We start from the raw sequence: 15,656 nt of genomic DNA, 5'->3' as shown, positions 1-15,656 counted from the left end.
GTTAGTTGGTTTAACTTACAAACTAACAATACCCTACTATGGAAACGGTGTCAATAGTTTTAAAGAAATTCTCCATTTTTTTATTTGATTGACCCTAGCACCCGTTTAATCATATTGAGAGCGTTTTTTTTAAGCGTGTGTTATACTTTTAATATCATCAATGAAAGGAGTTTTAACTATGAGAAATCAACCTCATTCAGCCCGTAACCCGGCTCTTCCCGCTGACGCTGCGGCAGCCAAAAACACAAAAGACGGTCTTCCAAAAAAAGAAGACGAGTTGAAGAAAACTGAAGCTGAAAAAGAAGAGGAAACAGCACCGGAGGATCGTGAATCTTTTGACGTCGACAAGGTGGACGAGCTGAAAGATGCAAAGGATGACGACACCGATAAAACAGAGAAGTGATCCCTGCTTCCCCCGATCGATTTCAGCATACATTAAAAGCATTGAAAAAGCCGCTGGTCCCTGTGTTCAATCACAGGGACCAGCGGCTTTATCTGTTTTTAAGAGCCAAACGCATCTTGAGCCTTTATAAAAATTCGATATTTTTAATGCCCAGGATCGGATTGGTGTAAACACGGCACTCCACTTCATACAGTTCTCTGATCACTGCTTCAGTCAGGACTTCGTCAGGTGTCCCCTGCTTTATGATCACACCGTCTTTCATGGCATAGAGGTAGTCTGTAAAGCGTGTCGCCAGATTCAGGTCATGCAGGGCCGCCAGCACACTGATCGGCAGCGCATGAACGGTTTTCAGGATACTCAGCTGGTGTTTGATGTCCAGATGGTTGGTCGGTTCATCCAGTACCAGGAACTGAGGCTGCTGAACCAGTGTCCTTCCCAGTATGACCCGCTGTTTTTCCCCGCCGGACAGGGAAAGGAAACTCCTGTCCGCCAGTTTTCCAAGATCCATCTGTTTGATGACCTTATCCACGATCTCATAATCTTTGGCATTGTCCCTTTCCATCAGACCTTTATGCGGTGAACGTCCCAGCAGCAGCATCTGACGGACGGAAAAGTCGAAATTGACCTTATTGAATTGTCCGACCACACCCAGTTTTTTTGCCAGTTCTTTATTCGACAACTGCTGGACGTTATTCCCATTCAGAGTGATCATGCCGGCATCCGGTTCGAGTATTTTCGAGACACTTTTCAGCAAGGTCGATTTCCCGCAGCCATTGGGACCGATCAGACCGACGAACTGGTTCTGATCGACGTGCAGTGATATGTCTTCGATGATTTTCTTTGATGCAATGGACACCGAAAGATTATCGACTGATAAATTCATCATTATCCTCCAAACTCATAGCCTTTTTTAACAAAAATATAAATGAAAAGCGGGGCCCCGATCAGCGACGTCAGTATCCCGATAGGCAGTTCGACTGTCGGGAGGATGATCCGGGACAATATATCCGACCAGACCATAAACAAAGAGCCCGAAAAGATGGATAAGGTCAGAAAATACCGGTGATTGGATCCGACGATCCCCCGGACGATATGGGGAATGATCAAGCCGACAAAGCCGATCATTCCGCTGTTGGCGACGATGATACCTGTCAGTATCGAAGCAACGACTAGATACAGTTTCCGGTAGAAAGCCAGATTCACACCCAAAGTGATCGCTGCTTCGTCGCCCAGCAGCATGATGTTCAGGATACGTTCCTGTGTGACAAAAAACAGAAAGCCGGCGATAACGACCGTGGCGATCAGTGGCAGGATGGACCAGCTTGCGCCAGCCAGACTGCCCATCATCCAGAACGTGACAGAACGGATGCCTTCCGCATCATTGGCAATATAAATGATGAAATTAGAAAAAGCTGTAAACAGGGCATTCAGGACCATACCGGACAGCACCAGTTTAATGGAGTTTACCTGACCGCCCACATTCGATAAGAGCAGGACAAGAAACGCCGCAGTGATCGCACCGAGAAAAGCCCAGAAGGACAAGCCCATTTGAGCAAGGATGCTCGTCCCGCCGAAACCGATCATGATAGCAAACGTCGCGCCCAAGGAGGCCCCTGAGGAGATCCCCAGGATATAGGGATCAGCCAGTGGGTTCTGAACAGTGGTCTGCATGACCGCGCCGGCCATTGCCAGCCCCATCCCGGTCAGCATCGCCAGCAGGACCCGAGGGAACCGGATCTGCCAGATGATATTGGTGTAGGCGTTCGAGGACAGGGTATCCAGATCGCCGATCAGCCCGCCTGAGAGTTTGTTTGCCAATATCTGAAAAGATTCTGAGAGCGGTATGGACACTTGCCCGACCGTCACCCCGATCCCCACCGATAAGATGATCAGAAAGGTCAACAGGAGTATACTCATGTAAAATAATTGGCGTTGTCTGCTGATACGGTTCATCTGTCTTTTCCTTCCTGGTGGTTCATTAGTTTACTGAATATATTGCGTTACTTAAATCTTCCATGCCCGTCAGGATCTGATAACCGTAGCTCCAGAACTGATTATAATCGATCGTGTGGACGCGGTCTTCCTGGATCGCTGACAAACTGGAAAGGGCTTCGTTCGCTTCAAGGTCTGCCAGGCTGTCCTCCGGTGCACGCCCGCCGGTATAGTTCACCAGCAACAGGACATCTGGGTCGGCCTCCAGCAAGGCTTCCATACTGATTTCTCCCGTAGCGTCCGCAAACACATTGTTTAAATTCATATAGCTCAGCGCATCATTCAGATACGTATCCGCTGCACCGCTGTAAACATCGACATTATTCCCCTCGGCACCGAAGATATAGGCATAATCAAGCGTCTCTGCATCTTCAGGGACACTGGCAGTAATGTCATCCAGGCGTGCGGTTACTACTTCTGAAAATTCTTCAGCACTCTCTTCTACTTTAAATAATTTTCCTAAATTGTCAATATCTGTGTATAGATCATCAAACGTTGCCCCGGGTACAGAGGTTGTTTGGATATAAGTCATGATGTCCAGCTCATTCAATTCATCGACCGTTCCTGTTCCCCATTCGGCACTCGCAAACAGCTGGCCACGTCCGACAACGATGTCCGGATCAGCACCGACGACCAGTTCTTTTCCGACATAGCCTTCTGAAAGGACCGGAATATCAGCAAATCCTTCAGATACGTCGGCATCTCCTTCACCGTATAAAGCGGCGACACCCGTCAGATCTTCTGCCAGGCCAAGGTGCAGAAGCAATTCAGCTGTCCCCTGATTGTTGGCGACGATAGATTCTGGACGCGATTCATAAGTGATTTCCTTTTCAGTGAATTCAGCCCCATCTTCAGATACAGTATAGTTGTCAAGGGTCAACGGATACGTGTTTTCCTCAGCCTGCTCATTTGTTTCTTCCGTTTCATCTACTGATGCTTCTTCTTCAATGGTCTCAGTTTCTCCACACGCTGTCAAAAGTAAAGCGGAAGCTGTCACAAGTCCTAAGTAGTTTGCCAGTCTATTCTTTTTCATTATTATTTTCCTCCATTTATGCCTAGTATTTATTGTTCGCTCGTATAGTTTTCCCAAACGCTCGAGACTTTCTGTTTCAATTTATCATCGTAAGTCGATACGGTCCCTTTTGCATTCGCTAAAGGATCCGTGTACGTTTTAGCCGCATTGACGGCATTGACCGCATCCTGAAACGCGCCGGCTATCAGACGGACTTTACCGGGATATTTCGCCGCGTCTCCCAGGACGAACAAACCGGGGATAGCTGTTTTCGCCTCCGAGGTCGCCTCTACGAAATACTCTTCAAAGACAGTCAGTCCTATCTCGTTCTGCTCGAACAAGTCATTTTTCCTGTTGAAGCCATGACACACGATCACTTCATCAACAGAGACCGATTCTTCCTGACCCGTTTTTGCATCGCGTACGGTAATGGCAGCGATACCTGCTTCATCAGGGGTCAGAGTTTTACTGATCAGATCTGACTGAAGCTTGCAGGTCACCGGCCCGCTCAGGACTTTTTCGACTTCTGCCTCATGTCCTTTTAAGTGTTCTCTGCGGTAAACGAGAATCACTTCTTTGGCTATCGGTGCCAGAGCGTTTGCCCAGTCGACCGCACTGTTGCCGCCGCCGGAGATCATTACCCGTTTATCTTTCATTCGTTCAAAGTCAGTGAGCGACACATGGACATTATCGAGGCGTTCCCCCTCGTTAGTGAAAAATGGATCGGGGATGGGGTCTAAGATGCCATTGCCCATCGCCAGCAGCAGGGTTTTCGACAAGTATGTGCGGCCTTTTGATGTTTCGAGCTGAAAATTCCCGTCAGCTGTTTTTTTTATGCCGTTGATCGTTTCCCCTGTGCGTATGACCGGATTGAAGGTCTTCGCCTGATCGATCAGATGCGTGATCACTTGTCCGGCCGGCATGGGTGGAATGCCGCCGATATCCCAGATGATTTTTTCGGAATATAAATTCAGTTTTCCGCCAAGATAGGTCTGCGCTTCGATCAGTTGCACATTCATGGCCCGCAGTCCCGCATAAAAAGCACTGTATAGTCCGGCAGGTCCGCCGCCAATGATCGTTGTATCAAAAACTTCCATTGTATCTCCTTTCAAAACAGCCCGCTCGTTTATTCAGACCCGAAATCTCAAAGGCAAGACCACAAAGACACAGAGTTCTGGAGAAGCAGGCCGAGTATGTATCCACCTCACCCTCATTAATTGAGAATGATTTTCATTACCAATTATATGATTAAATGGGGGTAAAGTAAATAGTTTTGCTAAACTTTTCACATTGATTGTATAAAAACGCACAGATTATTCGGGGAAATATCACTGCTTTAAGTATGATCAATGGTCAGAAAGCATGCCCGGTCGATTTTGGTTCCTTCTAAGTAAAGGGTATTAAATGATAATCATGTTAATTTTCAAACCATCTTTTCAGTCGATCAGGCTGTCCTTGCTCTATATTACTGCACTGAAAGGAGGCAGACGTGCAGCAGCGCCCGTACTCAAAAAAGAGGCCAGGACAAAAAAGTCCCAGCCGCTCCTTTTTTTGAGGCACATTTAATGGTAGTCAACAAAAATATGACGTTGCTGGCTGTTCCTTTGCCATCTCAAAGGTAAAGCTGCTTTGAGTGGGTAAGCAATTCGTCGGGCCTACCAACTGGCTAGTATTTATTTGTTCGAGCTAGTATACTATGTTCTAGGCTTACTATCTCAAAGATGATTTTTCTATCGAGATGGTACGGGAATATGAAAGCTTACCAACTTGTTGTCAATTACTGCAATGAGTAAGTATGCGTCGAGATATGCATACCATCTCGATCTGCATTCACCCCTCGAGTTAGTACGCGCTCCCCTGGGCTTACCAGCTCGAGTACCATCAGCTAGCCCAGTTAGTCTTCCAGTTATTTCCAGTACCCGTCCAGCTACACCTTCGCTCCTGAGTTGGACATAATCTTTGCCAAAGCCCCAAGACGGGGTGGAGAAAAAGTAAAAAGCAACGCTATTTTGTATTAGTCTACAAAATAGCGTTGCTTTTTTTACTTACTAGAGTTTAAGTGAGACTTTTGTCCCAGCGTCGTTTTCGTCAGTCATTTGTAAAGAAGCCAGGAACGGCAGCAGGGGCAGCTGTGTCTTTGTGTCGTAGAGATAGCCTGCAGGATCATTCCTCCAGGCATACCTGATATCAGACACATTGTCAACATGTATCGAATCAGGTAAACGGCACTGGATCATATCCCGATCGATGCTGCTGATCGATGCTTCCATCCACGCGTCAGCTACTCGGACTTCGATTTCAGGCGGCTTTTCTGTTACGTCCAGCTGCCCTTTCAGCCCTTTCACCTTCCATTCAATAAGACCTTCTGACTTACCGGCATAGTCGAGTTCAAGATTTTCATACCTCTCTTCGATACCGTAGTCTCGGCTCAAGGCGACCTGCGCCAGTCTGTGCGCCAGTGTCTTTTTATCATACGGATGCAGTTCACAGGAAATCCCGCAGTCATACGCCGGGATCATTTCGGCATTGTCAATGAGGAAACGCGCGCGGTCCTGTTCATAGCGGAGCTCTGCCCATTTCTGATCATCCATTCCCACAGCCGGATCCACATAATTAGCCAGCTGAACATAATAAAACGGCAGGTCTTTATCAAAGAGCTGTCTCCAGTCACGAACCATGCGTTTCAGCAGTTTTTTGTAGCCGGCCGGTTGTCTGGCATTCGACTCTCCCTGATAGTACAGTGCTCCTTTAAATGCCACATCTTTCAACGGATACAGCAGGCCTTTATACTCCGAGGCCGGCTTATACTTCAGGAACAGCGCCGGTGGGATCGTTTCTTTCTGATGACCGACTTTATAGAGCCACTCCCCTTCCAGATCGATCGTTGCGTCGTCCAGTTCAAGCTGATAGGGCAAAGTCGGGATAAAGCCGCCGTTAGCGGCATCGATCATCAGGCGGATGACCAGAGTATTCCTTCCTTCATTTAAATCTTCTTTTTCCAGGACATATTTTCGGGGCGGATAGCGGTATTCTGTGCCGCCCACCTTTTTGCCGTTCAGATAAGTTTCATCCCCGTTGATCAGAGAACCCAGACGCAGTCTGAAATGATCCGAATCCAGCTGATCGGCCCTCACATCGAAGGTCTTCCGGAACCAGACAACCCCTGAAAAGCCATTTAGCTCGGTGTCTTTAAACATCACCGGTATCGCCATGGCAGTCCAGTCTGAGGTATCAGCCGCTTCTTCCATCCACTTCGGTGAGTCCTGTAATCCACTGTCATGGTGAGACAGGTCGCTATACCAGACCTCTGTGTTTTTCATGTCTTTTTCAGTCTCTTTTGAAACATTATCGGTTTTTTTCCAGTAGGCGATCTCGTCATCATAGTCACCAAGTTTATGCAGGGTCTCTTCACTCATCCAGGCCTCAATGGGGGTCCCCCCCACAGCCGTTTGATAGATCCCTATGGGCAAAGTCAGTTTTTCCTGAAGTTTTTTCGCATAGAAAAAGCCTAATGAAGAAAGATCTTGGATATGTTTCTGTGTCGCTGGTTTCCATTTCCCCTGTGTCAGCCATTCTTTGGGTCGATCGAACACCGGGTCCGCTTCCAGATGGAATTCTCTGATCAGGGGATGATCCGAAGCATCGATCTCTTCCTTGAACTCATCATAAGTCTGGTTGACCGGCAGTTCCATATTGGACTGGCCGCCAATCAGCCAGACTTCACCGATATAGACATCCTTGATCATAATAGTCTCTGAACCTCTGATTTGAAGGGTGAACGGCCCTCCGGCTTCTCTTTCAGAAAAAGTCACCGACCAGGCGCCAGTAACCTCTGCTGTGGTGTGGACAGTTTCCTCATTAAAGGTCACACTGATTGCTGTCCCAGCAGCATCTTTTCCTTTGAAAACGATCGGCTCGTTTCGCTGCAGGATCATTCCGTCACTGATGTAACTGGGTAAAACCATCACTTTATCACTTGTCATAGTTATTCCTTCTTTTCCTGTAAACGTTATACGCTTGTCATTATTTTGATTTGGTAAAAAATGTCAGTCACCGGTTTACTTTTAACTCATTTGAACATAGACAGCACGGGCGAGGGACCTTTTGACCTGATCCCTCATGTATTTATAATAGTAACACGCAAGCGTTCATTCTTCCTCCCCTTTTATTTCTTTACGCTGACCCTTCCGTTTTGACAGGAAAGCAATTAGGCGACGATTGCTTTCCTTATAGTTCGCCTTGAGCACCGTTCTATGTCCTTTATGTTCCCTTTCGATTGGTGTGATGGCCATATCTTTACTGCTTTCGTGCTCTTCGTGTAGTCGCTGGTCGTCTGAGGGGCATGTATCTGCCACTTTTATGACCTTCACGCACTTAAAACTGTCATGCAAGGCACAAATAACAGTCATCTCTTTCCCTTACGACAAAGAAAAGCTATGATAGCCATCATAGCTTTTCAGTATCGTTTTATTAGTCGTTATCTGTCACTAGTTTGTGAGAAAGATCTTTGATTGTCGGATACACTTCTTTGTAGTTGGCATAGACCTTGTTGTAATGAGAAACAGCTTCCGGATCCGGTTGTACTTCTGACTTGTAGTTAACGAACACTTCGGAACATGCTTCAAAAGAGTCGAACCATCCGGCACCAACGGCAGCGATCATGGCTGATCCCATCGCCGGTCCCTGTTCGGTTTCCAGCGTCACGACGGGTGTCCCGAAGATATCGGCCTGCATCTGGAGCCAGTCCGGGTTCTTCGCCCCGCCACCGACTGAAACGATCTGCTTGAAGTCTTTGTTCGAGTGTTTTTTCATCAGTTCAAAGGAATCTCTCAGCGAGAAGGTGATGCCTTCAAGAACTGCACGGGCAAAATGATCGCGTGTGTGGGCGATATCCATGCCTAAGAATGTGCCCCTTATATTACTGTCTGTGTAAGGCGTACGTTCGCCTGAGATATAAGGGGCGAAAAGCAAGCCGTCTGATCCCGGCTTGATGTCTTTCACGCCTTTCAAGAGTTCTTCAAAACTTTCATTTGGTGCGAAAGTCTTTTTGAACCAGTTCAGGCTGCTTCCGGCCGCAAGGGTCACGCCCATCGTGTAGAAGGCATTCGGCACGACATGGTTGAAGTAGTGCAGGTGCCCGTTGTAGTTTTTGTCTCCTGTTTCTTCGTATGACAGGAAGACGCCTGACGTCCCGATACTTGCCATGCCCTGGTCAGGACGGACGATACCGGCTCCGACTGCGGCACACGGGTTGTCGGCTCCGCCTGAAAAGACCGGCACTGTATTTTTTAGACCGAGTTCTTCAGCCAGTGCCGGATCCAGATCCCCGATCTTGGCCTGAGACTGAACGAGTTCAGGGAAAATCGATGACGGTACATCGACAGCCTTCGCTACTTCTTCACTCCAGGTACGTGACTCGACATCTAAAAGCAGTGTGCCGGCGGCGTCGGAATATTCCATCTGCTTGCTGCCGGTCAAGCGGAAGCCCAGATAATCTTTTGGAAGTAAGAAGGTAGAAACTTTCGCAAAGATTTCCGGTTCGTTATCTTTTACCCATAAGATTTTCGGTAATGTGAAGCCTTCAAGGGCTTTGTTTTTAGTGATCGCGATCAGATTATCTACGTTGTCGGTGATAAAGTCACACTGTTTCGTTGTCCGCACATCGTTCCACAAGATTGCGTTGCGCAGGACGTCATCCTTTTCATCAAGCAGGACCAGCGAGTGCATCTGACCGGAAAAGCTGATGCCTTCCAGTTTCTCTTTAGCATCTGACGTCGATTTGAAGATCTCCTGCATGACTTCTTTTGCAGCTCTGAACCATTCCAGGGGATCCTGTTCACTGAACCCGCGTTTTGGTGTCAGCAGAGGGTAGTCTGAAGACGCTTCATCGACGATCTTCCCTTCTTTATTGACTAAGATACCTTTCAAGCCGCTGGTTCCCAAGTCCAACCCTAATACATAACTCATATTTCCACGTCCATTCTCTCTTTTTTATAATAAAAGACCGGCAAAGCGTAAAGCGTTCATCTGTCTTATCGATTTTAGCTTTACCTGATTTACCGGTCTCCTCTCTTTTTTCAGATTATTATTTTGACGTACCTGTTTTACCTAAAGCCGTCTTGCTTCGCCCTTCACTTTTCTCTTCATTCCAGTGACGCGTCTGTGTCCAGTGGTCACGGTCGTCTTCCTCTTCTTCATAGCGGAAGTACTCAAAGTCCGCTGCCATCTTCATACCGCTCGTATCGATACAGCTCATGCTGACAAAGGCACCTGTAAAGAAGCCGGATTCCTGAATGTATTCATCAGACAGCTTCCATGAATCAAAGACCACTGGGATCTCTTTCCAGTTTTTTCCGTCGAAGGAATAGCTGTACTGATACGTGTACTGGTCGACGTTCACTTTGAACCAGACGGCTTCTGCATCTTCTGGCACCTGGATCGTATCGGCACCTAGAGGATTGGATACGTTGTTGCGCTCTGAGGCATACAGGTCGATGATCTTGCCTTTTTCTTCATCCCAGGTAACATGAACACTTGTCCAGTTTTTTGTGTTGTAGTAGTTCACTAAGCCGGCCTGCTGCTGGAAGGTCACTGGATCTGCTTTGACTTTTGTTTCTGCTTCAAATGCAAAAGCCTGCCAGCGACGGGCGACAAGTGCCTGCTTATGAAGATTGGAGAATCCTCCGGCACCATACAGACGCAAGTGCCCCGGCTTGTCAGTCAGAGAGGCAAACTGAGTATAAGGGATACGCAGAGTCTGCCACTGTCCGCCGAGCTCTTCTGAATCAAACTGATCCACTACCGGGAAGTCTGCTTCCCATTTCTGTTCCGGCAGGTCAGGTGCTTGGACCTGTACCTTTGGATAGTTGCCGTCAACGACATAGGGCCAGCCGTCTTTCCATTCCAGTTTCTGGATCGCTGTTTCGCGTCCCAGCTGGCAGTAACCGCGGTCCATCAGCAGGACATCACCCGGCGCTTTTGTCGGACGCCCGGTCAAGTGAGCCAGGTACCATTCACCGTTCTGCGTTTCAACGATCGAGGCATGCCCGGCTTTCTGCAGAGCCAGTCTCGGATGTCCCCAGGATGAAATCAGCGGGTTATCCGGATGTGTTTCGTAAGGTCCATCAATGTTTTTAGAACGGGCGATCGTTGCATGGTGTTCATACATCGTGCCGCCTTCAGCTGTCAGAAGGTAGTAATAGTCCCCGATATGGTAAAGATGCGGGGCTTCTGTCAAACCGACATCCGTCCCTTTATAAATGATCTTGCGGTCACCGACCAGCTTTTTCTCATCAGCACTGTATTCCTGCAGGACGATCCCGCCGAAGTCATGATTGCCGACACGGTGATCCCACACCATATTCACGAACCATTTACGGCCGTCCTTGTCATGGAACAGGGATGGGTCAAAGCCGGACTGGTTCATGTAGACCGGTTCGCTCCACTCGCCGTCGATCGTTTCACACGTCGTCAGATAATTCGTTACATCTTTGTAGATCCCGCCAGTCACTTTGACGTCGGAATAAATCAGCTGGAACTGGCCATCCGCATAACTTAATTGAGGTGCCCAGACACCACCGGAATCCGGGTTACCTTTCATATCCAGAAGTTCCACGCGGTTAAGTGGTCGTGCCACTTGACGCCAGTTTCTCATGTCCGTGGAATGATAAATCACGACTCCTGGAAACCACTCAAATGTGGAAACAGCGAGATAATAATCATCACCGACTCGCAGCATGCTTGGGTCAGGGTTGAAACCTTTCAGTACGGGGTTTTGAATCATTGACATAATTGAATCCTCCTAATAGTTTAAATAAAATAGTGAAACCTGATTCTTTTTTCTTATAATGATCAGTGAAGCGCTTAATGATGTTCCAGTCATTTCCCTCCACTCACGTTAAAATGGACTGTCAACAACACGTAACCATGGGACACTTGCTAAGCAGAACGCTTCGGCTCAGCAGACGATCTTAATTTAATCCTTGTGCCTAAAAGGTTTCGGTGATTTCTTGGCAAAGAGTGAACAGTTTGTGTTGTCTCAATGGCGGAAAGTGTTGTAACATAATAGAGAAGAAAACCTTTACTTTTTTATGTTTTCTTCTCTTATCGGATGTGTTAAACTGTATGTAATTCTAGTTTGTTAGTTTAATCAACCAACTTGCAATATAACTATAGCGGCTCTCGTTTTTATTGTCAAGCGCTTTCATGCTCTTTTTAAATAAATCAGGCCCCTTTTATGCACGTATATGTTTATTTACTTATTTATGATTGTATTCGCACTACTATTTCAATGACCAGAATGTATGACTATTAGAAACGGGGAATATAATGTTTAGAATGAAAAACAGCATCAGAGAAAACAACAGCCTTCTCGTCTTGTCGGAGATCATGAACCGGCCGGAAATTTCACGCGCCATGATTTCAGAAGTCACCGGGCTGAACAAAGCAACAGTTTCAGAGATAGTCAGGAAGCTGATAAAAGATGATTATGTCATCGAGATCGGTCCGGGAAAAAGTACGTCTTCCGGTGGGCGACGCCCCATCCTGCTCACTGTAAATAAGAAGGCCGGCATCTCCATCAGTTTCGACGTCCGTTACGATCGTATCAGCTACCTCATTACTTTCCTTGACGGCGAAAAAATCGAGTACACGTCAGAAGAAACTGGCATCACCAAAGAGAATATCATCGGCTATATAACATCTGTCGTCGATGATTTCCGCTCAAACATGAAAGAAACGCCTTTCGGTATCATTGGCATCGCCGTCTCCATCCACGGGATCGTCGATCACAACAGAATCGAGTTTACGCCTTATTTTGATCTTGACCAGCTGGATCTTGTGGCTTTGCTTCAGGAAAAACTCGATCTGCCGGTCCATATCGAAAACGAAGCGAACTTGTCAGCACTGGCCGAAGCTGCTTTTGACACCGAACATAAAAACCTCATATCCTTCAGTGCGCACACAGGTATCGGTGCCGGGATCATATTAGACGGACAGCTTTACCGCGGTTTTAAAGGCCGAAGTGGTGAGATCGGCCATACTGTGCTTTATCCGAACGGCATCAGCTGCCCCTGTGGAAATCAGGGCTGTCTGGAACAGTACTGCTCGATAAAAGCCCTCGTGCGTAAATTTCAGCTTTTAAAAGGCGATCCGGCTTTGACTTTCGATGATCTGGTCAAGGCTTATCATCAGAAAGATTCTGCAACACTCAACATGATCCTGCAGTTCGCCAAAGACTTCGGCATCGGTCTGATGAACGTCATCGGCAACTATGATCCGGAAATCGTGTATATCAATTCCGAGATCCTGGAAGAAATCCCGGAACTCATCAGTCTGCTGAGACATTATCTGAGCATGACGATCTACAAAAATGTACCGATCGAACAGTCAGCGCTTGGACGCAAGGCCAGTTTATACGGAGCGACTGTTATGAACCTGAAAGAATTCCTTCACGTCGATAATGTCGGCTTCAACCTGGACATGGAAAAAGTACTGGAAGTCGACTAATCATTATATTTAAATAAGCGACATGAGTGGTCATACATTCATGTCGCTTTTTAGTTTCACTTATTGTACGCAGTCAATTAATTAAGCTCACACTTAATAAGCATGGCTAGGTATTTTTTCAAAGAATTCAGCGCATGATCAAAGATCATCTTAACGTTCCTCCTTCACTTAACCCTCCTTTATCGTGTCTCAAACGTTTGGACTGTGTTAAACTGGTAAGAAAGAGAATGAAAGGATGATGACCGTGAAACTGATCATCGATGCCGATGCCTGCCCCGTGAAAGAAGAGACCATTGCCCTGGCAAAGCAGTATGGTCTGGAAGTGGTCCTGGTCGCCAGCATTGCCCACTTTTCAACCAAAGAAGTCCCCGATCATGTCAGACAGTTATGGGTCGAACGCGGCAGCGATCAGGCGGATTTCAAGATCGTAGCCATCGCCAAACCCAACGACATCGTCATTACTCAAGATTATGGCCTCGCCTCCATGCTGTTGCCAAAAGGCTGTCGTGTCCTGCATCATGACGGATATGAATATACGGAAAGCATTATCCAGCAGCTTATCGATGGTCGGCATCTCTCTGCCAAAGAAAGACGGACATCCAAACGCAGTCGCCGGGTCAAGTCCCTGCATCCCTTTGCTGACCAGACGCAGTCAGATTACAGCGACTTGCTGAAGGATGTTATCGAAGCGATTCAAAATCAGCGAAAGGAATAGAATGAAATGATCACAATAGGATTGACCGGCTGGAGCGACCATCCCCTCATCCAGCGCAGTACGAATAAAAAACTGATCGAATATGCCGGCCACTTCCCGGTCGTGGAACTCGACACAAGTTTTTATGCCATCCCAAAAAGCGAGACGATCAATAGCTGGATAGAAAAGACACCCGCTGTTTTCCAGTTTTTTCCAAAAGCTTACGGTGTCCTGACGCTACATAAGTCTTTTCAAGACGAGTTCACGACTATGGATGAAGCCTTTGAGACCTATCTGGATGCCTTTCAGCCCATGTTTGAGCAGAAAAAAATCAAGGCTTTCCTCTTTCAGTTCCCTCCTTATTTTGACTGTGTAAAAAAACACGTCAATTATCTCCGTTATGTGAAGAAGCAAATGAAGGATCTGCCTGTCGCTGTCGAGTTTCGGCATCCCAGCTGGTTCAGTGAAGCCAATAAAGACCGCACCCTTGCCTTTTTGAAAGATCAGGGCTGGACGAATGTGGTGGTCGACCAGCCCCAGACGCCGAATAACAGTGTGCCCAAGGTCCCGGAAGTCACCTCACCTTCTTTAAGCGTCCTGCGTCTCCACGGTCGGAATTATGAAGGGTGGCTCGGTGAAAACGTGACCGACTGGCGTGCTGAGCGGACGCTCTATAATTATTCAAAGGATGAACTGAAAGCATTTGCGGCTTTAGTGAAGCAGCTTGAGACAGAGGCTGACGAAGTCTGTGTGATCTTCAACAATAACTCCGGCGGTCACGCGGCCAAAAACGCCAAAGAATTGCAGGACCTGCTGGGTCTTGACTTTTCCGGCCTTGCCCCCAAACAGCTCGACTTGTTTTAACTGAGTTTATAGAGTGGGTCATACTCGCCGAACGGTGAGTATGGTCATTTTTTATTGTAAGATGAATGATCAGGCTTCAGCCTGATCAGGGCCTTATTGAAAAAAACTGTATAGTGTTTTTCTTTAGCATAGTCTCCATAAGGATATGATTAGCCGTAATCATGGGTTTTTTCTCTAAGTACGCTCAATGCGCGCAACATTGGACGTACCCAAGGGAGTTTCTGCCTCAGCACGCTCAATAAGAGCAGCATTAGACGTAACCACGGAATTTCCTACCTCAGTACGTTCAATGAGGGCAGCATTAGACGTACTCACGGTACTTTCTGCCTCAGTACGTTCAATGAGGGCAGCATTGGACGTACTCACGGTACTTTCTGCCTCAGTACGCTCAATGAGGGCAGCATTAGACGTACTCACGGTACTTTCTGCCTCAGTACGTTCAATGAGGGCAGCATTAGACGTACCCACGGAATTTCCTGCCTCAGTACGTTCAATGAGGGCAGCATTAGACGTACTCACGGTACTTTCTGCCTCAGTACGTTCAATGAGGGCAGCATTAGACGTACTCACGGTACTTTCTGCCTCAGTACGCTCAATGAGGGCAGCATTAGACGTACTCACGGTACTTTCTGCCTCAGTACGTTCAATGAGGGCAGCATTAGACGTACCCACGGAATTTCCTGCCTCAGTACGTTCAATGAGGGCAGCATTAGACGTACTCACGGTACTTTCTGCCTCAGTACGCTCAATACAAGCACCATTAGCCGTACCCGCATCCTTTTCTCTCTGAGTATGACCAATTAATCTTAAAGATGATTACTACAAAAAACATTATGATTGCTTCACAATCTAAACCACGACAGAAAAAATGTTTTGTTCTATAATCGAATCAGGAAACACTAATCCGATCTCTTAATGGGTTTTGCCGAACCTGTACAAAAAACTGGATGACCGTCTTATCTTTTGCGATAAGCCGAATACATCATTGAATGTGGAAATAAAATTACAACATTTTATAAGATGGTCTGTTTCCTAATTTATGGATGGAGGTTATGGTCATGGAAGTAATGATTGAAACATGTTGTGGTATCGATGTGCATCAGAAAACCATCGTCTGTTGTATTTTGGATGGTCCTTTAGATACAAACCGACCCAAAAAAATCCAGAAAACATTTGGCACCCGC

At 47.0% G+C, this 15,656-nt stretch carries 13 protein-coding genes; 4 read left to right on the top strand and 9 right to left on the bottom strand.

The window, feature by feature from the left end; genetic code table 11:
- Positions 1 to 178 precede the first annotated feature (178 nt).
- Positions 179 to 403 carry a hypothetical protein gene (locus BM049_RS07285; RefSeq protein WP_091529952.1) on the top strand — a complete coding sequence of 75 codons (225 nt, stop codon included), beginning with the start codon at positions 179 to 181 and terminating at the stop codon, positions 401 to 403.
- A 124-nt stretch (positions 404 to 527) separates the two neighbouring features.
- On the opposite strand, the gene BM049_RS07280 is transcribed toward BM049_RS07285, so the two are convergent.
- The 8 genes from BM049_RS07280 to BM049_RS07245 all read right to left on the bottom strand — a co-directional run bounded on the left by BM049_RS07280 (position 528) and on the right by BM049_RS07245 (position 11,190).
- The gene (locus BM049_RS07280; protein WP_091529949.1) at positions 528 to 1,286 is read right to left on the bottom strand and encodes an ABC transporter ATP-binding protein; all 759 of its coding nucleotides are present in this window, start codon (positions 1,284 to 1,286) and stop codon (positions 528 to 530) included.
- Between the two features lie 2 nt (positions 1,287 to 1,288).
- Positions 1,289 to 2,356: a FecCD family ABC transporter permease gene (locus tag BM049_RS07275; protein WP_091529947.1), complete on the bottom strand. Its 1,068-nt coding sequence runs from the start codon at positions 2,354 to 2,356 to the stop codon at positions 1,289 to 1,291.
- Positions 2,357 to 2,381: 25 nt separating this feature from the next.
- The gene (locus BM049_RS07270; RefSeq protein WP_091529944.1) at positions 2,382 to 3,428 is read right to left on the bottom strand and encodes an ABC transporter substrate-binding protein; all 1,047 of its coding nucleotides are present in this window, start codon (positions 3,426 to 3,428) and stop codon (positions 2,382 to 2,384) included.
- Positions 3,429 to 3,457: 29 nt separating this feature from the next.
- Positions 3,458 to 4,504: an NAD(P)/FAD-dependent oxidoreductase gene (locus tag BM049_RS07265; protein WP_091529943.1), complete on the bottom strand. Its 1,047-nt coding sequence runs from the start codon at positions 4,502 to 4,504 to the stop codon at positions 3,458 to 3,460.
- 951 nt (positions 4,505 to 5,455) lie between these two features.
- Positions 5,456 to 7,390 (bottom strand): sialate O-acetylesterase, encoded by a 1,935-nt coding sequence (locus BM049_RS07260; RefSeq protein WP_091529940.1) that lies wholly within the window; start codon positions 7,388 to 7,390, stop codon positions 5,456 to 5,458.
- A 165-nt stretch (positions 7,391 to 7,555) separates the two neighbouring features.
- Positions 7,556 to 7,762 carry a hypothetical protein gene (locus tag BM049_RS07255; RefSeq protein ID WP_143079468.1) on the bottom strand — a complete coding sequence of 69 codons (207 nt, stop codon included), beginning with the start codon at positions 7,760 to 7,762 and terminating at the stop codon, positions 7,556 to 7,558.
- Positions 7,763 to 7,877: 115 nt separating this feature from the next.
- On the bottom strand, positions 7,878 to 9,374 hold the full coding sequence (xylB, locus tag BM049_RS07250; protein ID WP_091529934.1) for a xylulokinase: 1,497 nt from the start codon (positions 9,372 to 9,374) through the stop codon (positions 7,878 to 7,880).
- 118 nt (positions 9,375 to 9,492) lie between these two features.
- Positions 9,493 to 11,190, bottom strand: a complete 1,698-nt coding sequence (locus BM049_RS07245; protein ID WP_218147231.1) for a glycoside hydrolase family 43 protein — start codon at positions 11,188 to 11,190, stop codon at positions 9,493 to 9,495.
- Positions 11,191 to 11,735: 545 nt separating this feature from the next.
- Here BM049_RS07245 and BM049_RS07240 point away from each other — a divergent pair.
- The 3 genes from BM049_RS07240 to BM049_RS07230 all read left to right on the top strand — a co-directional run bounded on the left by BM049_RS07240 (position 11,736) and on the right by BM049_RS07230 (position 14,472).
- A complete protein-coding gene (locus BM049_RS07240; RefSeq protein ID WP_091529930.1) occupies positions 11,736 to 12,914 on the top strand; it encodes an ROK family transcriptional regulator in 1,179 nt (392 codons plus the stop codon).
- A gap of 235 nt (positions 12,915 to 13,149) precedes the next feature.
- Positions 13,150 to 13,629 carry a YaiI/YqxD family protein gene (locus tag BM049_RS07235; protein WP_091529928.1) on the top strand — a complete coding sequence of 160 codons (480 nt, stop codon included), beginning with the start codon at positions 13,150 to 13,152 and terminating at the stop codon, positions 13,627 to 13,629.
- 6 nt (positions 13,630 to 13,635) lie between these two features.
- Positions 13,636 to 14,472, top strand: a complete 837-nt coding sequence (locus BM049_RS07230) for a DUF72 domain-containing protein (RefSeq protein ID WP_091529925.1) — start codon at positions 13,636 to 13,638, stop codon at positions 14,470 to 14,472.
- A gap of 174 nt (positions 14,473 to 14,646) precedes the next feature.
- On the opposite strand, the gene BM049_RS07225 is transcribed toward BM049_RS07230, so the two are convergent.
- A complete protein-coding gene (locus BM049_RS07225) occupies positions 14,647 to 15,195 on the bottom strand; it encodes a hypothetical protein (protein WP_091529923.1) in 549 nt (182 codons plus the stop codon).
- Between the last annotated feature and the right edge of the window lie 461 nt (positions 15,196 to 15,656).

It is taken from the genome of Alkalibacterium subtropicum, assembly GCF_900112455.1.
GTDB lineage: Bacteria > Bacillota > Bacilli > Lactobacillales > Carnobacteriaceae_A > Alkalibacterium > Alkalibacterium subtropicum.
Note: the sequence above shows the minus strand (reverse complement) of the source record. Positions and strands in the feature narration are given on the sequence as shown.